Annotated in this window: 16 protein-coding genes and 1 tRNA gene; 8 read left to right on the top strand and 9 right to left on the bottom strand. The window is 66.1% G+C overall.

The annotated features are described in order from the left end of the window. Window positions 1–5: 5 nt before the first annotated feature. From Q0263_RS16070 to Q0263_RS16050, 5 genes are all read left to right on the top strand, one after another. A complete protein-coding gene (locus Q0263_RS16070; RefSeq protein WP_298018376.1) occupies window positions 6–653 on the top strand; it encodes a DNA-3-methyladenine glycosylase 2 family protein in 648 nt (215 codons plus the stop codon). A gap of 27 nt (window positions 654–680) precedes the next feature. Further along, window positions 681–1,643 carry an acetyl-CoA carboxylase carboxyltransferase subunit alpha gene (locus tag Q0263_RS16065; RefSeq protein WP_298018374.1) on the top strand — a complete coding sequence of 321 codons (963 nt, stop codon included), beginning with the start codon at window positions 681–683 and terminating at the stop codon, window positions 1,641–1,643. Between the two features lie 74 nt (window positions 1,644–1,717). Further along, window positions 1,718–2,779 (top strand): tRNA lysidine(34) synthetase TilS, encoded by a 1,062-nt coding sequence (gene tilS / locus Q0263_RS16060; protein WP_298018371.1) that lies wholly within the window; start codon window positions 1,718–1,720, stop codon window positions 2,777–2,779. A 59-nt stretch (window positions 2,780–2,838) separates the two neighbouring features. Beyond that, window positions 2,839–4,107, top strand: a complete 1,269-nt coding sequence (locus Q0263_RS16055) for an aspartate kinase (RefSeq protein WP_298019183.1) — start codon at window positions 2,839–2,841, stop codon at window positions 4,105–4,107. A 100-nt stretch (window positions 4,108–4,207) separates the two neighbouring features. Next, window positions 4,208–4,300, top strand: a tRNA-Ser gene (locus tag Q0263_RS16050). Window positions 4,301–4,405: 105 nt separating this feature from the next. Here the strand turns inward: Q0263_RS16050 and Q0263_RS16045 are convergent. Genes Q0263_RS16045 through Q0263_RS16015 form a run of 7 tightly spaced genes read right to left on the bottom strand, consistent with a single transcriptional unit; the run spans window position 4,406 to window position 11,690 of the window. Further along, on the bottom strand, window positions 4,406–5,863 hold the full coding sequence (locus Q0263_RS16045) for an NAD-dependent succinate-semialdehyde dehydrogenase (RefSeq protein WP_298018368.1): 1,458 nt from the start codon (window positions 5,861–5,863) through the stop codon (window positions 4,406–4,408). A gap of 13 nt (window positions 5,864–5,876) precedes the next feature. Then, window positions 5,877–7,007, bottom strand: a complete 1,131-nt coding sequence (locus Q0263_RS16040) for an alcohol dehydrogenase catalytic domain-containing protein (RefSeq protein ID WP_298018365.1) — start codon at window positions 7,005–7,007, stop codon at window positions 5,877–5,879. A gap of 12 nt (window positions 7,008–7,019) precedes the next feature. Further along, a complete protein-coding gene (locus Q0263_RS16035; protein ID WP_298018362.1) occupies window positions 7,020–7,679 on the bottom strand; it encodes an ATP-binding cassette domain-containing protein in 660 nt (219 codons plus the stop codon). After that, window positions 7,672–8,493, bottom strand: coding sequence for an ABC transporter ATP-binding protein (locus Q0263_RS16030; protein WP_298018360.1), 822 nt, complete (start codon window positions 8,491–8,493; stop codon window positions 7,672–7,674). The genes Q0263_RS16035 and Q0263_RS16030 overlap by 8 nt, the downstream gene beginning before the upstream one ends. Then, a complete protein-coding gene (locus Q0263_RS16025) occupies window positions 8,490–9,434 on the bottom strand; it encodes a branched-chain amino acid ABC transporter permease (RefSeq protein WP_298018358.1) in 945 nt (314 codons plus the stop codon). Before Q0263_RS16025 ends, Q0263_RS16030 begins: the two co-directional genes overlap by 4 nt. Beyond that, window positions 9,431–10,375, bottom strand: a complete 945-nt coding sequence (locus Q0263_RS16020) for a branched-chain amino acid ABC transporter permease (RefSeq protein ID WP_298018355.1) — start codon at window positions 10,373–10,375, stop codon at window positions 9,431–9,433. Before Q0263_RS16020 ends, Q0263_RS16025 begins: the two co-directional genes overlap by 4 nt. Window positions 10,376–10,391: 16 nt before the next feature. Next, on the bottom strand, window positions 10,392–11,690 hold the full coding sequence (locus Q0263_RS16015) for an ABC transporter substrate-binding protein (protein WP_298018352.1): 1,299 nt from the start codon (window positions 11,688–11,690) through the stop codon (window positions 10,392–10,394). 308 nt (window positions 11,691–11,998) lie between these two features. On the opposite strand from Q0263_RS16015, the gene Q0263_RS16010 reads away from it, so the two are divergent. Beyond that, window positions 11,999–12,817: an IclR family transcriptional regulator gene (locus Q0263_RS16010; RefSeq protein WP_298018349.1), complete on the top strand. Its 819-nt coding sequence runs from the start codon at window positions 11,999–12,001 to the stop codon at window positions 12,815–12,817. Between the two features lie 15 nt (window positions 12,818–12,832). Here Q0263_RS16010 and Q0263_RS16005 read toward each other — a convergent pair whose 3' ends face one another. Beyond that, window positions 12,833–13,300: a hypothetical protein gene (locus tag Q0263_RS16005; protein WP_298019180.1), complete on the bottom strand. Its 468-nt coding sequence runs from the start codon at window positions 13,298–13,300 to the stop codon at window positions 12,833–12,835. Between the two features lie 216 nt (window positions 13,301–13,516). Between Q0263_RS16005 and Q0263_RS16000 the strand changes: the two genes are divergently transcribed. Continuing rightward, window positions 13,517–14,437: a phosphorylase gene (locus tag Q0263_RS16000; RefSeq protein WP_298018346.1), complete on the top strand. Its 921-nt coding sequence runs from the start codon at window positions 13,517–13,519 to the stop codon at window positions 14,435–14,437. Here the strand turns inward: Q0263_RS16000 and Q0263_RS15995 are convergent. Then, window positions 14,434–15,663: a spore maturation protein gene (locus Q0263_RS15995; protein ID WP_298018343.1), complete on the bottom strand. Its 1,230-nt coding sequence runs from the start codon at window positions 15,661–15,663 to the stop codon at window positions 14,434–14,436. The two genes, Q0263_RS16000 and Q0263_RS15995, sit on opposite strands and share 4 nt — an antisense overlap. A gap of 651 nt (window positions 15,664–16,314) precedes the next feature. On the opposite strand from Q0263_RS15995, the gene Q0263_RS15990 reads away from it, so the two are divergent. Next, entirely contained in the window at window positions 16,315–17,805 is a 1,491-nt protein-coding gene (locus Q0263_RS15990) for a TolC family outer membrane protein (RefSeq protein WP_298018340.1), read from the top strand. Window positions 17,806–17,861: the final 56 nt, after the last annotated feature.

Here is a 17,861-nt window from a genome sequence, read left to right as displayed (position 1 = left end):
TGGACATGGGCTATTCAGAACCCGCCGTGCAGCGTCCCGTGTACTGGACGCAAGCCTGCCAGGACCTGATGCAGCGCGACCGCATCCTGCGCAAACTGATTCCGGTGTACGGACAGGAATGCGTGCAGGCGCAGCACGGCCCCTACCAGACCCTGATCCGCATCATCGTCGGCCAGCAGATTTCCCTGGCGCTGGGGCGCAAATTGTGGCGGCAGCTGGTGCAGGCCTGCGGCCAGGACCTGCAGCCCGATTGCATCCTGCGCCATTCCGAATCCGATCTGCGGGCCATGGGCCTGTCGCTGCGCAAGGCGCAGTACGTGCTCGATGCCGCCCGCTTCTTCCAGCAGGACGACCATCGGGACCCCGACTGGTGGCAGGCGCAGGACGATGCGGCCATCATGGCCCGGCTGTGCGACATCCGCGGGGTGGGGCGCTGGTCGGCGGAAATGTTCCTGATCTTCTTCCTGCGGCGCCCCGACGTGCTGCCGCTGGACGACACGGCCCTGCTCAAGGCCATTTCCCATCATTATTTCAGCGGCGAACCCGTGTCGCGCTTCGAGGCCCGTGAAGTCGCGCAGGCCTGGGCGCCGTGGCGCACGGTCGCCAGCTGGTACTTGTGGCGCAGCATGGATGCCGCTGCCGTCGAATATTGATTTTTCCATTCAGGAAATCCTGTTCTCATGCGAAATACCTTTCTTGAATTCGAACAGCCTCTGGCGGAACTCGAGCAGAAGATCGAAGAGCTGCGCTACGTGCAGACGGATTCTGCGGTGGACATCTCGGAAGAAGTCGGGCGTCTGCAACAGAAAAGCCAGTCGCTGGCCAAGAGCATCTACGCCAAGCTGACCCCGTGGCAGACGGCACTGGTCGCCCGGCATCCGCAGCGGCCCTACACCATGGATTACGTGCAGGCGCTGTTCACCGATTTCCATGAACTGCACGGCGATCGCATGTACGCCGATGACCAGTCCATCGTCGGCGGACTGGCGCGCTTCAACGGCACGCCCTGCATGGTGATCGGCCACCAGAAGGGCCGCGACACCAAGGAACGCGCCATGCGCAACTTCGGCATGCCGCTGCCCGAGGGCTACCGCAAGGCGCTGCGCCTGATGCGCCTGGCCGAAAAATTCCGCCTGCCGATCTTCACCTTCGTCGACACGCCGGGCGCCTATCCGGGCGTCGGGGCGGAAGAGCGCGGCCAGTCGGAAGCCATCGGCCACAATCTGTTCGCCATGGCGGGGCTGAAAGTCCCCGTCATCGTCACCATCATCGGCGAAGGCGGTTCGGGCGGCGCCCTGGCCATCGCCGTGGGCGACACCGTCATGATGCTGCAGTACGCCACCTATTCGGTGATCTCGCCCGAAGGCTGCGCGTCCATCCTGTGGCGCAGCGCCGACAAGGCCGCCACGGCGGCCGAAGCGCTGGCGATCACGGCGCCGCGCCTGAAGGATCTGGGCCTGATCGACCGCGTCGTCAACGAACCCGTGGGCGGCGCCCACCGCGATCCGGACACCATGGCCCGCCAGCTGCACCGGGCGCTGGCCGATGCGCTGCGCGAATTGTCCAGCCTGGACACGGAACAGCTGCTCAGCCGCCGGCTGGAACGCATCGCCGCCTACGGGCGATTCCAGGAAGCCCGCTGATCGGCCCGCGGGGCCCGCATCGGGCCCTGGCCGCGCGGAGCCGCAGCGCGGCGCCGTGATTCCCGGGGAACGCCATGAACACCCATCCCGCCCAGCAGTGGCAGGCCGCTTGCGACGAGCGCCTGCTGGCCGCCGTGCGGAAGACGCTGGCCGATGCGCCGGCCGGGGCCGCCGTCGGGGTGGCGCTCAGCGCCGGCGCCGATTCGGCGATGCTGGCCCTGCACGCCGCCGTGGCGGCGGCCGATGCCGGCCGGTCCCTGCATTGCTTCCACATCCACCATGGCCTGCAGGCCGAAGCCGACCGCTGGCTGGCGCAGGCGCATGATCTTGCCGGCCTGCTGGGCGCGTCCTGCCACAGCCTCCGGGTCCGGGTCGACGCCCAGGGCCTGGGCATGGAAGCCGCCGCCCGCGCGGCGCGCTATGCCGCCCTGGCGAGTCTGGCGGATCGGGCGGGCGTGGACCATGTCCTGCTGGCCCATCACCAGGACGACCAGGCGGAAACCGTCCTGCTGCGGCTGCTGCGCGGATCCGGGCCCCTGGGCCTGGCGGCCATGGCGGCCGTCATGCAGCAAGGCGAGGTGACGTACCACCGGCCCTGGCTCGACCAGCCCCGCGACCTGATCCTGCGGGCCGCCGACCGGTTCGCGGATCTCAGCGCCTGGCGGCCCGTGCGGGATCCCAGCAATCACGATGCGCGGTACAAGCGGGCGGCCATGCGCCTGAACCTGGCGCCGGTGCTGGACGCGCACTGGCCGGCCTGGCGCCGGACCCTGGCGCGGCACGCCCGTCAGGCGGGCGAACTGGCGCAGTGGGCGCGGGATGCCGCCCGGGAAGACTGGCTGCGGCTGGACCCGCGGGATGACGACGCCAGTTTTTCCCTGGCGGCCTGGCGCGCCTTGCCGGCCGCGCGCCAGGCGCCGGTGCTGCGGCACTGGCTGCTGGAACGCGGATTGCGCATGCCGACCGAGGCGCGTCTGAGCGCCTGGCTCAAGCAATTGCGGGAAGTCCATGCCCTGGGCCACGACCGCCAGGTGCGCCTGCGCCACGAAAAACACTGGATCGTGGTCCAAAAAGGGCGAGTTCGACTGATATCCGGGGTATCGGACGGAAACATCCTCAAAAGCCAGTTAGAATAATCAGCTTGTTTTCTTGCCTGCGGGGGCGTTGGCCGCTTGCAGCGTTTCACTGTCCATCCATCATGCTCATTGTCCAGAAATACGGCGGCACCTCCATGGGTTCCGTCGAACGCATTCAGAACGTCGCCCGGCGCGTGGCCAAATGGCATGCCGCCGGTCATCAGGTGGTTGTGGTGCCCTCGGCCATGTCGGGCGAAACCAACCGCCTGCTGGGCCTGGCGAAGGAAATCTCCCCGCAGCCCGATCTGCGCGAGCTGGACATGCTGGCCGCCACGGGCGAACAGGCCAGCAGCGCCCTGCTGGCCATCGCCCTGATGCGCCAGGGCGTGGCGGCCCGCAGCTACGCGGGCTGGCAGGTGCCGGTGCGCACCGACAGCGCCTACACCAAGGCCCGCATCAAATCGATCGACGACACCCGTGTGCGCACGGACCTGGAATCGGGCCGGGTGGTCATCATCACGGGTTTCCAGGGCATCGACGACGAGGGCCACATCACGACCCTGGGCCGGGGGGGGTCGGACACGTCCGCCGTGGCCGTCGCCGCCGCCATGCAGGCCGACGAATGCCTGATCTTCACGGACGTCGACGGGGTCTACACGACCGATCCGCGCGTGGTGCCCGAAGCTCGCCGCATGAACGTCATTTCCTTCGAGGAAATGCTGGAAATGGCCTCGCTGGGGTCCAAGGTCCTGCAGATCCGTTCCGTGGAATTCGCCGGCAAATACCAGGTGCCCCTGCGAGTGCTGTCGTCGCTGACCGATCCCATGATCCCGGTCGACGAGGAAATGCATTCGGGCACGCTCATCACTTTCGAGGAAGATCACAAAATGGAATCCGCCGTTGTCTCCGGCATCGCCTTCAGCCGCGACGAAGCCAAAGTCACCCTGCGCAACGTTCCCGACACCCCGGGCGTCGCCTATTCCATCCTGGGGCCGGTGGCCGCCGCCAACATCGACGTCGACATGATCCTGCAGAACATCTCGCAGCAGGGCATGACCGACTTCTCCTTCACGGTCAACCGCAACGACTTCACGCGCACCCTGGAACTGCTGAAGAACCAGATCGGCCCGGCCGTGGGCGCGGGCGACGTGGTGTCCGACGACAAGGTCGCCAAGGTCTCCATCGTGGGCATCGGCATGCGCAGCCACGTCGGCGTGGCCAGCCTGATGTTCCGCACCCTGGCCGAAGAAGGCATCAACATCCAGATGATCAGCACCTCGGAAATCAAGACGTCCGTGCTGATCAACGACAAATACATGGAACTGGCCGTGCGCGCCCTGCACAAGGCCTTCGAACTGGACCAGGAGCCGGCCAAGGCCGAGGCCTGAGTCTTCCGCGATCCGCCGCCGAAGCCTGTGGCCGGCGGCGGGGATTCAAGCCTGGTTTGCTGGCCGGTCTGGATTCCTATGTTAGAATGCCGGTCTTGCTGGAGACGTGGCCGAGTGGTTGAAGGTACTCCCCTGCTAAGGGAGCATGCGGCTTATACCCGCATCGAGGGTTCGAATCCCTCCGTCTCCGCCAGCACTGATGTTCCGCTGCGCCAAAACGCAAAGCCCGCATGTCCCTGGACATCGCGGGCTTTTTGTTGCCGCCGCGCTCATTGCGGGCGGCCCCGGCCGGGCCTCGTCAGTGGCTGCCGTCGGGGACTGTCTGGACCTCGATGTATTCCATGAGTCCTTCGCGGCCGCCTTCGCGGCCCAGGCCGGAACTCAGCATGCCTCCGAAGGGGGCGATCGCGGCGGGTCCGGTGCCGGTGTTGTAGGCGCAGTGGCCGAAGTGCAGCTGGGCGATGATGCGGTGCGACCGCGCCCGGTCCTTGCCAAAGACGTATGCCGCCAGCCCGAACTCCGTGTCGTTCGCCCGGCGGATGACTTCATCGTCGTCCGTGAACGAGATCAGCGGGATCAGCGGCCCGAATGTTTCTTCCTGGCAGCATTGCATCGTGTCATCCACGTTGCCGATCACGGCGGGCGTGAAGAACAGGCCGTCCCCGGCATTCAGCGCGTCGGGCTGTTTGCCGGTCAGCAGCGTGGCGCCTTTGTCCAGCGCGTCGGCCAGGTGTCCCTTGACCTTGGCGTAGCCATTGGCATTGATGAGCGGACCGATGTCCGTGCCGTCCTTCATGCCATCGCCCACCTTGAGCTTCGAAACGCGTTCGACGAGCTTTTGAGCGAAGGCGTCGTAGACCCCCCGCTGTACGTAGACGCGGTTGGCGCACACGCAGGTTTGCCCGGCGCCGCGGAATTTGTTGATCATCAGGCCGTCGGCGGCGGCGTCCAGGTCCGCGTCGTCCAGCACGATGAAGGGCGCATTGCCGCCCAGTTCCAGGCCCAGGCGTTTGACGCGCGGGGACGCCTGCTGCATCAGCAGGCGTCCCACGGCGGTCGATCCCGTGAAGGACACCATGGCCACGTCCGGCGAATGCATCAGTTCGCCGCCGATTTGCGCCGCGTCGCCCATGACCAGGTTGACCATGCCTTTGGGCAGGTCGAGCCGGTCCGCCATGATCTGGAACAAGGCGATCATCGTGAGCGGCGTGTCGGGCGCGGGTTTGATGAGGGATGGGCAGCCTGCGGCGAGCGCCGGCGCGATCTTCTTGGCGATCATGGCGATCGGGAAGTTCCATGGCGTGATCAGGCCGACGACCCCGACCGGCCGCTTGTAGAGCGTCCAGATGCAGTCCTTGACCTTGCCGGGAAGTGTCTCGGGCGCCGTGGCGGTCTCGGCCAGCGGAGCGTAGTAGTCGAAGAAACTGGCCGCGTATTGCACTTCGCCCTGCGCTTCCTTCCAGGGCTTTCCGTGCTCCAGGCACAGGATGCGGCCGATTTCCTGCTGTTGCTCCAGCAGGGCGTCGCGAATGGCGGTGAGCCAGCGCCGCCGGGTGGCGGCATCGGCCGGAGTCGCCAGCGCGCGCTTGGCCGATGCGATGGCGCGCCGGGTTTCCGCCGCCCCCATGACGGGCACATCCGCCAGTTTTTCTCCGGTGGCGGGGTTGACGACATCCTGCCGCTTGCCGGCGTCGGCTGAAATCCACCGGTCATTGATATACCCGGCCAGATGAGGCAGTAAAGGTGAGTGGATCATGGCGATGCCTCTGCTAAGCGTCCAGTGTGATGCTGTCGCGCAGGCCCGAACCTGACGCGAGGTGATCGAAACCCTCGTTGACTGCTTCGAGGGTGAAGGTTTTCCCCAGCAGCCTGTTCACGGGCAGCTTTCCTTCCTGATACAGGGTCATGTACTGGTTGATGGCAATCGACGGGACCCCTGATCCCAGGTAGCTGCCGCGGATGTCGCGCTCCTGCCCCACCAGTTCGGAAATGGGCAGGCTGAACATGTGCTTGGGGTGCGGCAGGCCCGTGGTCATCGTCACCCCGCCGCGACGGGTGAGCTTGTAGGCCGCTTCGAATGCCGGCACCGCGCCGGCCGCGTCATATCCGATGTCGACGGGGCCGCCGGCGGCATCCAGCAGGTCTTTGTCGGATTGGATGTCGCGGGGGTCGATGACGTGCGTGGCGCCCAGGGCGCGCGCGAGTTCCCGCTTGCCCGGATCCAGTTCCACGCCGACGATGCGGCGCGCGCCCGATGCGACCGCCGCCATGAGTCCGCTCAGGCCCACGCCGCCCAGGCCCACGATGGCGATCGTGTCGCCGGCCCGGATGCCGGAGCGGTTGATGACGGCGCCCGCGCCGGTCAGCACCGCGCATCCGAACAGCGCGGCCTCCTGGTGCGAGATGCCGGCTTCGACCTTGACGCACGACCGTTGCGAGACGACCGCGTAATCGGAAAAACACGACACGCCGAGATGGTGGTTGATGCCTTCCCGGCCCAGATGCAGGCGGCGTTCGCCGCCCAGCAGCACGCCCTTGGTGTTGGCGGCGGCGCCGGGTTCGCAGAGCGCGGGCCGGCCCGACATGCAGGGATTGCAATGGCCGCAGCTGGGGACGAAGACCGTGACGACATGGTCGCCCGGCCTGAGCAGGTCCACGCCAGGGCCGACTTCGACGACCTCGCCGGACGATTCGTGGCCAAGCGCCATCGGCATGACGCGGGGGCGGCTGCCGTTGATGACCGAGAGGTCCGAATGGCAGAGGCCCGCGACCTTGACCTTGATCAGGACCTCGCCGAAACCGGGCGGATCGAGCTCGGCTTCCTCAATGTGTATGGGCCGGCTTTGCTGGTACGGCGCCGGAAGGCCCATCTCCCGCAGGAGAGCGATGCGTGTTTTCAAGGTAGTGCTCCTTCATTTGACTCGTTGGCCGCTGTTCGAGACAGCGCCGCGTTCGATATGAAACACCTTATCGAGCAATTCTGACGAATGCCGCAGATCCGATTCCGCGACGATGATGGACAGCCCGCTGCTCTTGAGGCCGGCGATGACTTCGGCGATGCGGCGGGCGAGCGCGGGGGCCACGCCCTCGAAGGGCTCGTCCAGCAACAAGAGCTTTGAGCCGCACATCAAGGCCCGGCCGATCGCCACCAGTTTCTGCTGGCCGCCCGAGAGCTGTTGCGCCTTGCGCGCGGCGAATGCCTCGACTTCCGGGATCATGCGGCATACCTCGTGCCAGCGCGACTGCGTATCCGCGCGTTTCATGGCCCAGGAGGGGATGCAGATGTTTTCCTGCACGGTCAGTTCCGGCACCAGCCGCCGGTCCTCCGGCATGTAGCCGATTCCCATGCGGGCGCGCGACCAGGGGGGCGCCGCCGTCAGTTCTGCGCCGTCGAAGGTGATCTGGCCGCCGCGCGTCGGCAACAGCCCCATGATGCTGCGCATCAGCGTGGTCTTGCCCGCGCCGTTGCGCCCGATCAGGCCCGCCATTTCTTGCGGGTCGAGATTCAGCGCCACCTGGCGCAGGATGCTGACGGGTCCGATGGACACATCGAGATTGCGGATTTCAAGCATGGGTCTCTCTCATCATCCGATCTGGTTCGGCCTCGGGCGGGGTCGCCGGCGGGGTGCCGATGACCCGCATCAGGACTTCCGGATCGGTCAGCACGTCGGCGGCGGCGCCGTCGGCCAGGACGCGGCCCGCGTAGAACGCCAGGACGCGCTCCGAGTACCGCTCGATGATGTCCATGTCGTGCTCCACGAACAGCACCGTGACGTTCTGCGCGCGGACGGCGTCCATCACACGGTCCATGATCTGGAACTTTTCCTCCGCGCTGACGCCGCTGGTCGGTTCGTCGAGGAACAGGACCTTGGGCTGGGCGACCATGGCCATGGCGATGTCCAGCAGCTTGCGCAGTCCCTCCGGCAGCGTGCTGGCCGCTTTGTCGCGATGGGGCGTGAGGCCGAACTGATCGAGGACCTGATCGGCGGCTTCCCGGATTCCGCCCTGGAATCCCGGGACGTGCCGGGGCAGCGGCCCTATCGGCGAGCGGCGGCTGTTGCGCAGGACGATCCCCAGGCCGATGCCGAGGTTCTCGCGGACGCTCAGGCTGTCGAACAGCTGCGGGATCTGAAACGAGCGGCAGATCCCGGTCCGTGTGACCTGGCGCGGGCTCAGGGACGTGATGTCGCGGCCGTCGTACAGCACATGGCCGGAGTCCGGCTTGAGATAGCCGGTGATCATGTTGATGAATGTGGTCTTGCCGGCGCCATTGGTGCCGATCAGGCCGACGACGGTATGGCGCGCGATGCTGATCGTGATGTCGTCGGCCGCCGTCACGGCGCCGAATTGCTTGCGCAGGCCGACCGCTTCGATGATGGCAGTCATTTGAGGGCCTTCCCTGGTTGGCGTTGGAATAGCGACCACAGTCCCCCCGGCAGGAAGACGATGATCCCCAGCATCACGATGCCCAGCATAAGCTGCCAGACTTCCGGCGTGTACTGCGTGGCCAGGCTGCGCACGGTCTCGAACAGGATCGCCCCGAGGAAGGGCGCGGCCACGCTGCCTGTGCCCGCCAGGATCGCCACGAACAGGAATTCTCCCGAGGTGGACCAGTAGGACATTTCGGGGTCGACGTGCCCCACGACGATCGCCGCGATGGCGCCGCCCGCGCCGGCCAGCGCGGCGGCGATCAGGTACTTGACGTAGATGGTCCAGTACACGTCCGCGCCCATGTACTCGGTGCGGATCTCGTTGTCGCGTATGGCGGTGGACAGGCGCCCGAATGGCGTGTGGAAATAGCGGTGCATCGCGCAGATCACGAGGAAGACCAGGACGCAGGCCAGGATGAGCAGGCCGAGCTGTCCGTGGCTGTCGGCCAGCGCCTGGCCGAACAGTTTCGCGGACTTGACGTTGACCCCGTCCGTGCTGCCCAGCAGCGTCGTCTTGACCAGCAACCCGTAGAGGACCATCGAGAAGGCCAGGCTGAGCATGGCAAAAAAGATGTTCCGATATCGCGCCATGAGCAGACCCAGCACGGCCGCGACGGCGGCCGCGACCGCCACGCCCAGGATGATCTGCAACAGGATGTCGTCCGCTCCCAGGAATTCGCTGAGAACTCCGGCGGTGTAGGCGCCCAGGCAGTAGTACAGCGCCTGGCCGAAGGACACGAGGCCGGTGCGCAGGAGCAGCAGCAGCCCCAGGACCACCAGGCCTTTGGCCAGCGCCAGAGTGAGCAGGAATTGCCAGCTGCCGAAGGCCGCGCCGAACAGGACGACGATGATTGCCAGGCTCGCGAACAGGCCGTAGGTTTTGTGGGAATGGTTCATATCTTTCGCACCTCGGCGCCGGAAAAGAGGCCTTTGGGCCGGAAGATCAGGACAATGGCCATCACGAGATACACGCTGAAAAGCTCGGCCTCGGGAAGATAATGGACCGCTGCCGCGCGGGTAATCCCCACGATCAGGGCTCCCAGGGCGGCGCCCGGCAAGCTGCCAAGGCCGCCGATGACGACGACCGCGAAGGCGAGCACGATCACTTCCACGCCCATTCCGGGCACGACGGAAATCATGGGAGCGGTGACGGCTCCGCCGATCGTGGCCAGGATGGCCCCGGCCGTGAAGGTCGTCAGATAAAAGCGGCCCACGTTGATGCCCATGGCGACGCTGACCTCGCGATCATGGATCACGACGCGCAGCAGCTTGCCTGACCGGGTGCTTCTGAGTATCCAGCTCATCGCGCCGCCGATGAGCAGCGCGATGGCCAGGAGCAGAAGATCGTAGGTCGGATAGATCAGGTTGCCGAATTCCAGCGTCCCGAGCAGCCCGTAGGGTTCCGCGAAGAAGTAGGGGTCCACGCCCCAGACCAGCTTGATGAGGTCTTCCAGAATGAGCAGCAAGGCGTAGGTGGCCAGCAGCAGGGTCACTTCATCGCGGCCGTACATGAAGCGCAGCAGGCCGCGCTCGATGACGACGCCGGCGGCAAGCCCGGCGATGGCTGCCGCCACGATCAGGATGGCGTAGCTGCCATAAGGCGAATGGCCGTGCGCAATCCAGGCGCCGCCGAGTGAAGCGGCGGCGTACGCCCCCAGCGCGTAGAGGCTGCCGTGCGCCATGTTGAGGATTTTCATGACGCCATAGATCAGCGTCAGGCCCGCCGCGATCAGGAAGAGCCATGAGGCATAGATGACCCCGTCTGCCAGTACGGCCGGAATCTGATTCATAACAAAACCCCGAAGGAGGGCGGCGGTCCCGTCGCCGGGCGCCGCCACCGGTTCACAGGACTGCTTATTGCTTGAAGCCGTTCTTGATCCAGTCCGTGCTCTTCACGCCATCCGGCGGTGTGACCTTGTCGGCGGGGAAGCGGACGATGTCGACGACCTTGAGCGCGCCGTTTTCATGCTTGACCGTGCCCACGGCGGTTCCCTGGACGGCCTGGTGTCCTTTGCCCAGGCCCAGCGTGACTTCGCCGCCGGGGCCGGTCCAGGTCAGGTGTTCGAAAGCGGCGATGATCTGTTCCTGGCTGGGCGCGCTGTTGTTGTTGGCGGCCTTTGCTTTTTCATACGCCGTTTTCACGCCGAGGAGGGCTTGCGTGATCTTGTAGGCCGGGTAGCTCGGCGGAATCGAATAGCGGTCTTCGAAGGCCTTGCGAAACCAGGTATTCATGGCGGAATCCGGGGCCAGCATGTCGAATGGCCCGCGCGCGCCGATGATGGTGCCGTCGGGAATCTGCGAGCCGAGCTTCTGCACGGCCGTCTCGCCGGCAGTCAGGATGACCTTGCTCTTCTTGAACAGGCCGCGCGCCGATCCCTGCAGGATCAGCGCGTCGGTGTCGCCGCCCCAGAAACTGGACATCACGACGTCGGGACGGCTGGACAGCAGCGTGGAGATCTCGGCGCCGTACTGGCCCGCCCCCAGTTTCGGGAATTGCGCGGTGGCGATCTTGGCCTTGGGGTAGATCTGCGCCATGGTGGCCGTGAAGTCCGCCCAGTTGTCCTGTCCGTAGGCGTAGTTCTGGTTGATGCCCGCGTAGTTGTCGACCTTCACGCCCCGGTCCTTCAGATACAGCGCTGCGCTGACGTTGTCCATGGTGCCCAGCGCGCCGGTGCGGAACACGTAGTGGTAGGAATTGTCTTCGAAGATGCGCGGCGTGCCGCAGTCGAAGAAGACCGTGAGCTTCTTGAGCTCCTCCGCGACCGGCGCCACGGCCAGGCAGTCCCCGCTGGAGATGTAGCCGACGACCATGTCGACGTCCTGTTGCCCCACCAGGTTTCGGTATTCGGTGACGGCCTTGGTCGAGCCGCCCGCCTCGTCGATGATCTTGAGTTCGATGGGCGTGCCGCCGAATCCCTTGGTGCCGTATGGGCCGGGCACGGCGCCGGCGTTGATCTGGTCGGCGATCAGTTCTGCGCCGTTTCGCGCCGGGATGCCGAAGGTGCCGGCGGCGGCGCCCGACAGGAATGTCACCACGCCGATCTTGATGGGTTTGTCCGCCGCGGCCGCGTTGCCGGCCAGGCCGACCGACAGTGCGCCGATGGCGGTGCAGAGCGCGGTTCTGCGCATCGATTTCTTCAAGCCAAATTTCATCTGTCTCTCCGTTGCACTACTCTGGACTTGCCCCGGCGCCGATAGTCATTGGCTCCCGGGGCTCCTTCCCCTGGGCGTGATTTTTCGCATGAGCCCGGGGTCATGACGTTTCGATGGACGGTATGAGCGATTGCTGTTCAGGCTATTCGTTCAATATAATGAACATCGTTGCGTATGATGAACTCTGTGCATGGTACAAAATGGTATAAAACCAGTCAACAGAGCGGTCTGAGGGATTTTCCTAGGGTGCCCGGGATCGGGACGGGCTTTTCAGGGACAATGAGCCCCGGTCATGGAGGAGATGTTTTTTGAGCAGCGATAAACTTGCGGCGCCGGCGGTGGGCAGGGCGGCCGCCATTCTGGACTGTCTTGCGCGGGCGGGCTCGCCTCAGTCGCTGGCGGACCTGACGCGCGCCCTGCAACTGCCGAAAAGCAGCATACATGGGTTGTGCGCGACCCTGGAACACCTGAATCTGCTGACGCGGCTGGAAAGCGGGCAGATGACGCTCGGACCGCATGTGGTCATGTGGGCCAATGCGTTCCTGGCCCGCATCAACATCACGCAGGAGTTTTTCGCGTCCTGGGACGAGATGCGCGTCCTGCCGGAAGAGACCATCACGCTGTCGGTCCGCGACGGCCGGGAAGTCGTCTACATCGCGTGCCGCAACGGGACCCGCCCCCTGGGTTTCACCTTCAAGACGGGGATGCGGATCCCCGCCGTTTATACGGCGACGGGCCTGGCCATGTTGAGCACTTTGCCGGACCAGAGCGTCAGCAAGCTGCTCATGGGCCAGGGCGATCCGTGGCCGGCGCCATTGACGATGAAGGGGCTGCGCGACGTGGACGAACTCGTGGCGGAACTCCACGAGGTGCGCCGCCGGGGTTATTCCATCGATCGTGAAAGCGTGCGCGAAGGCATGTATTGTTTCGGCGCCCCGGTCTTCGACTCGTACAACCCGGAGGCGGTCGCGGGTGTCGCGGTCAGCATCCTGGCCAACGAGGTGGATCCCGAACTGGAAAGACGCGCAGGCCTGGCAATGCGCAAGCTGGCGGACCGCCTATCGGAGCGGCTGGGAGGGCTGGCGACCAGCCGCGAGGCATGGCATCGCAAGTCGGTTCTGGACTAGGCGCGCGCCGCGATCCTACATCCTGGGCAGTTGGCTGTCCTGGTCGTACATCGGGTCCGGCCCGGGGTGGAACTTCGTCACCTGGGCGCCGTCGCGGCCCATGAACACGTACATCAGCGAATTCCAGACGTGGTCCTGCTTGTAGCGGTAGCTCCAGACGATCTGGCGCACGTTGGGCAGGCCGGCCGTGTCGATGATCGCGGGCGGGCCGAATTCGCAGCGCACCTGCTCGGCCGTCCAGACGCCTTGTTTCAGCACCTGGAAGTGTTCGTCGGTCAACAGGGGCTGGATCGGGCCGACGCGGCCCTGGGCGTCGACCGTGGCGCCCCAGGCGTGCTGCCCGAAAGGCTGCTGCGACCAGACGGCGCGCTCGCGCCCCTGCCTGTCGGTGCATTGCAGGGTCGGGGCGCCGAACCGGGCCTCGACCTGCGCCAGCGGGGTGCCCGGCGGCGTGGCCGCGATGTTGGCGCAGCCCGCCAGCATCAGGCTGGCGCCGGCCGCCGCGCCGGCCAGAAGCGTTCGGGACAGGGGGAAGGAATGCTGCGACATGCCGGCCTCTCGACGAGGGGATGGGTGAAGCAGTCAGCATATCCCGAAAGCGCCTTGCGCGAATACCCTACAATCGACCGGAGTCCGTCGGCGGGGGCCGGAACGGACGGCTTGCGGCGGGGCATCCCCGCCCGATGACCGGGGAACACCATGGAATCCACCTTCATGCGCACGGTGCGCGCCCGCACCGACGCGGCCATCGCTTCGGGCGACCTGCAGCCGATCCAGGCCGATCAGGTCGTCCTCCAGGATCAGGGCCTGTCCTTCATCGTGCGCTGGGTGGCGGCGCTGGCCGCCAAGGATGCGGCGGGCAAGCCTGCCTCCGGGCCCGGGGGCGCCACGATCTTGCCGGGCGGGCCGCGCGACCCCGGTTTCAACCCTTTCCTGAATCCGGATCCCGCCTTGCTGGTGGGCACCGCGGGCGATCACCACGTGGCGATCCTGAACAAGTTCCCGGTCTGCCGGCATCATCTGGTGCTGGCGCGGCGCGTGTTCGCGGAACAGCAGGCGCCCCTGGAGCAGGTGGATTTCCAGGCGCTGGCCGCCATCCTGTCGGCCGAGGGCGGCCTGGGGTTCTACAACGGCGGCGCGGCGGCCGGGGCCAGCCAGCGGCACAAGCACGTGCAATGGATTCCCGCATCGGACCAGAACGCGTCGTTGCGCGCCCTGGGCGCGGGCATGCCGGAGGGCCTGCCCCTGGGGGCCATCAGCCGGCACCCGGCCTTGCCCCTGGCGCATCGTTTCGCGCGGGTGGATGCGGGGCAGGGGGCGGATGTCCAGGCCAGCGCCCGGAGCATGCTGACGGCGTTCGGGCAGGCGTGCGCGGAACTGGACCTGCGGGCGGGCGTCGATGGTCTTTTGCCGCCTTGCAACATGCTGGCGGGCGACGGCTGGATGCTGGTGCTGCCCCGCAGCAAGGAGCATTTCCAGGGGGTGTCCCTGAATGCCTTGTCCTTCGGCGGCACCATCTACGTGCGCGATCCGGCACAGATCGACGCCATCCGCGCGGCGGGGCCGTTGAAGGCGCTGGCCGACGTGGCGTTCCCGGCCAGTGGCCGGCAGCCTGCCTAGGCGAAAAACCAGTAGCACACTCCGATCGAAGCCAGCACGCCGGCCAGGTCGGCCAGCAGGGCGCAACCCACCGCGTGGCGGGCCCGCTGGATGCCGACCGCGCCGAAATAGACGGCCAGCACGTAGAACGTGGTTTCGGTGCTGCCCTGGACGGTCGCGGCCAGCAGCGACGCGAAGCTGTCGGGCCCCGAATGCTGCATGGTCTCGATCAGCAGCGCCCGCGCCGCGCTGCCCGAAAACGGCTTGACCAGGGCCGTGGGCAGGGCGTCCACGAAACGCGTGTCCAGGCCCATCCCGTGCACCGTCCAGCGGATGGCGTCCAGCACCATGTCCAGCGCGCCGGACGCCCGCAGCACGCCGATGGCGCAGAGCATGGCGACCAGATAGGGCAGCAGGTTCTTGCAGACGTCGAAGCCGTCGCGGGCGCCTTCGATGAAGCTTTCGTACACCGGGATCCGCTTCCAGGCGCCGACCGCCAGGAAGGCGATGATGACGCCGAACAGCACCAGATTGCCCAGCAGGGACGACAGGGCCGCCACGGCGCCGGCGCTCAGGCTGGCCAGGACGGCCATGAAGCCGCCCAGCAGCAGGGCGCCCCCGCCCAGCCAGGCCAGGACCACGGGATCGCGCAGCCGCAGGCGCTGCATGAACGCCACGGACAGCAGGCCCGCCAGCGTCGAGGCCGAGGTCGCCAGCAGGATGGGCAGGAACACCAGCGTCGGATCCGGCGCGCCCTGTTGCGCCCGGTACATGAAGATCGAGACGGGCAACAGGGTCAGGGACGAGGAATTCAGCACCAGGAACAGGATCTGCGCGTTGGTGGCGGTCCTGGGTTCGGGGTTCAGATCCTGCAGCGCATGCATGGCGCGCAGCCCGATGGGGGTGGCGGCGTTGTCCAGCCCCAGGGCGTTGGCCGCGAAATTCAGCGTCATCAGACCCAACGCCGGGTGTCCGGCCGGCACCTCCGGCATCAGCCGCCGGAACAGCGGCCCCAGCAGCCGGGCCAGACCCTGGACCAGGCCGGCGGATTCCGCGATGCGCAGGAACCCCATCCACAGGGTCAGGGTGCCGAACAGCAGCAGCATCAGCTTGACCGACAGGTCGGCCATGTCGAACAGGCTGGCGATCAGGCGGGAGAAGACGGCCGGATCGCCCAGCGCCAGCCACTGGAAGAGCCCGGCGGCCGCCGCGACCAGGAAAAACCCGAGCCAGAGAATGTTCAGCATGCCGGCCGCCGCGCGGATCCGCCGCCGCCGGGCTGAAGGGATGGCGGCATGCCGGCGCCCGTCATGCCGTCGCGGCATCCGCACCCGCCGGAATGCCGGGACGGGCAGGGCGGCGGACGGCTGCGGGACGGGTGATCTCGTGGAAGGCGGGCAAGGGGGACTCCGGCAAAGATACTCTGGTTTATACCGTGTTTCCCGGCCAGGGGGAAGGCAGTATCATGGCCTCCCGGGCGGGTAATACTTTTTAACTTCATTTATATCGATTTGATCATTGTCAATACTGGTCACAAGTGAATCTGGTTTGTACAATGCAACCGTATTTGCAACACTTAAACATACAGAAGACGCAAGTTCATGCTTCAAGAACACTGGCCAGAAGTCAGTGGCTCCGACTTGCCAGTGGGCGTTTGCCCAGGTGCTCCCAATGTTCCAATAACACTGGTGTCGTCATGGTATTGAAACCATTTCGTTGTTACATCCGGTGCGGACAGCCGTCTTGACAGTCTTCTCCCTCTTTGGGTCTGTGTGGCGCCGTGTACGTGTGTAATAGATTCCACTTGTTTCTGACGATATAAGTTGTATTTGTTCGTCCGGGCACTGTCGGAAAGCCGCGTGGCTGCCCAGGCTGATGTCCCAGAGGAGAATTGACGCATGAAAAACCATAAAACCACCCTCACTTTGCTGGGCGCCGCCGTGGCGCTGGCGTTCTCGGCGGCCGCATCCGCGGACAACATCTCCCTGCAGCAGGCCGTGGAATCCGCGGTTCTCAACAACCCCGAAATCGGCGCCCAGTTCCAGAACTTCCAATCCAGCCTGGAAGGCCAGAAGGTCGGCCGCGGCCGCCTGCTGCCCGAAGTCAACCTGCAGGGCTGGACCGGCCGCGAATACCGCGGCAGCAGCGAAGCCAGCGGGTCCACCGACTGGACGCGGACGGGCTACAGCCTGTCGCTGCGCCAGTTGCTGTTCGACGGCTTCTCCACGATCAACGACGTGCGCCAGCTGGGCTTTGAAAAGCTGGCGGACTACTACACCCTGAAAGCCACGGTCGACGACATGGCCCAGCAGGCCACGCAGGCGTATCTGGACGTGCAGCGGTATCGGGAACAGGTCCGCCTGGCCGAGCAGAACTACAAGCTGCACACCGACATCCTCAAGCAGATCTCCGAACGCAGCGATTCGGGCGTGGGCCGGGGCGTGGACGAAGTCCAGGCGCAGGCCCGGGTGGCCCTGGCGCAGACCAATCTGATGACCGCCAGCGGCAATCTCAACGACGTCACCCAGCGCTACCAACGGATCATCGGCAAGGTGCCGGCCGACACCATGGCCGAAGTCCCCGATGTGGAAAAGGACCTGCCCAAGGATCCCACGGATTTCATCCCGTCGGTGCGGGTGAACCCCAGCGTGCTGGCCAAGCAGGCCCTGGTGCAGGCGGCCGAGCGCGGCAACGCCTCGGCGAAAGGGCGTTTCTCTCCCACGCTGGAACTGCGCGCCGCGACCGGGCGGGACCGTTCCGATCCGCCCTACATCAACGACTCGTCGGTGCAAAGCTCCAACGTTCAGTTGATGGCTAGCTTCAACCTGTTCCGCGGCGGCGCCGACAGCGCCCGCGTGCGCCAGACGGCCGCGCAGACCTACGCGGCCCGCGACGTGCGCGACTACACGTGCCGCAACGTGCAGCAGGAACTCTCCATCGCCTGGAACAACGTCGTGCGCCTGCGCCTGCAGATGCCCTTCCTGCAGCAGCACGAACGCGACATCTCCCAGGTTCGCGTGGCGTACCTGCAACAGTTCAAGATCGGCCAGCGCACGCTGCTCGACCTGCTGGATACGGAAAACGAACTGTTCGATGCTCGCCAGGCCCTGACCAACGGCGCCTTCGACCTGCGGGTCGCGGAATTCCGCTGGCTCAGCCTGTCGCATCGCGTGCTGCCGGCGCTGGGCCTGGGCGATCCCTACCAGGAACAACCCGACGAGGCCGGCAAGCTGCAGTTTCCGGATGAAATCCTGAAGGCTTGCGTGACGCCCTTGCCCGATACCAGCCGCTTGCAACCCGTGCAGGTGAATTACCAGGGCGGCATGAAGCCCCCGGTGCTCGCCCCCACGGGCCAGACCGGTAAAAAGGGCGCCAGCGGCTGGAATTGATCCGGCGACAACGGCGGGCCGGTCCGGCCCGCCCCGGTACGAAGACCAACGGGTTG

Source organism: uncultured Castellaniella sp. (assembly GCF_937988725.1).
In the GTDB taxonomy this organism is placed as follows: domain Bacteria; phylum Pseudomonadota; class Gammaproteobacteria; order Burkholderiales; family Burkholderiaceae_B; genus Castellaniella.
Note: the sequence above shows the minus strand (reverse complement) of the source record. Positions and strands in the feature narration are given on the sequence as shown.

Coding starts and splice junctions, on each gene's coding strand:
- Q0263_RS15990 (WP_298018340.1), top strand. CDS start 16,315: ATGAAAAACCATAAAACCACCCTCACTTTGCTGGGCGCCGCCGTGGCG.
- Q0263_RS16030 (WP_298018360.1), bottom strand. CDS start 8,493: ATGACTGCCATCATCGAAGCGGTCGGCCTGCGCAAGCAATTCGGCGCC.
- Q0263_RS16045 (WP_298018368.1), bottom strand. CDS start 5,863: ATGATCCACTCACCTTTACTGCCTCATCTGGCCGGGTATATCAATGAC.
- Q0263_RS16025 (WP_298018358.1), bottom strand. CDS start 9,434: ATGAACCATTCCCACAAAACCTACGGCCTGTTCGCGAGCCTGGCAATC.
- Q0263_RS15995 (WP_298018343.1), bottom strand. CDS start 15,663: ATGCTGAACATTCTCTGGCTCGGGTTTTTCCTGGTCGCGGCGGCCGCC.
- Q0263_RS16015 (WP_298018352.1), bottom strand. CDS start 11,690: ATGAAATTTGGCTTGAAGAAATCGATGCGCAGAACCGCGCTCTGCACC.
- tilS (WP_298018371.1), top strand. CDS start 1,718: ATGAACACCCATCCCGCCCAGCAGTGGCAGGCCGCTTGCGACGAGCGC.
- Q0263_RS16065 (WP_298018374.1), top strand. CDS start 681: ATGCGAAATACCTTTCTTGAATTCGAACAGCCTCTGGCGGAACTCGAG.
- Q0263_RS16000 (WP_298018346.1), top strand. CDS start 13,517: ATGGAATCCACCTTCATGCGCACGGTGCGCGCCCGCACCGACGCGGCC.
- Q0263_RS16070 (WP_298018376.1), top strand. CDS start 6: ATGGGCTATTCAGAACCCGCCGTGCAGCGTCCCGTGTACTGGACGCAA.
- Q0263_RS16035 (WP_298018362.1), bottom strand. CDS start 7,679: ATGCTTGAAATCCGCAATCTCGATGTGTCCATCGGACCCGTCAGCATC.
- Q0263_RS16005 (WP_298019180.1), bottom strand. CDS start 13,300: ATGCTGGCGGGCTGCGCCAACATCGCGGCCACGCCGCCGGGCACCCCG.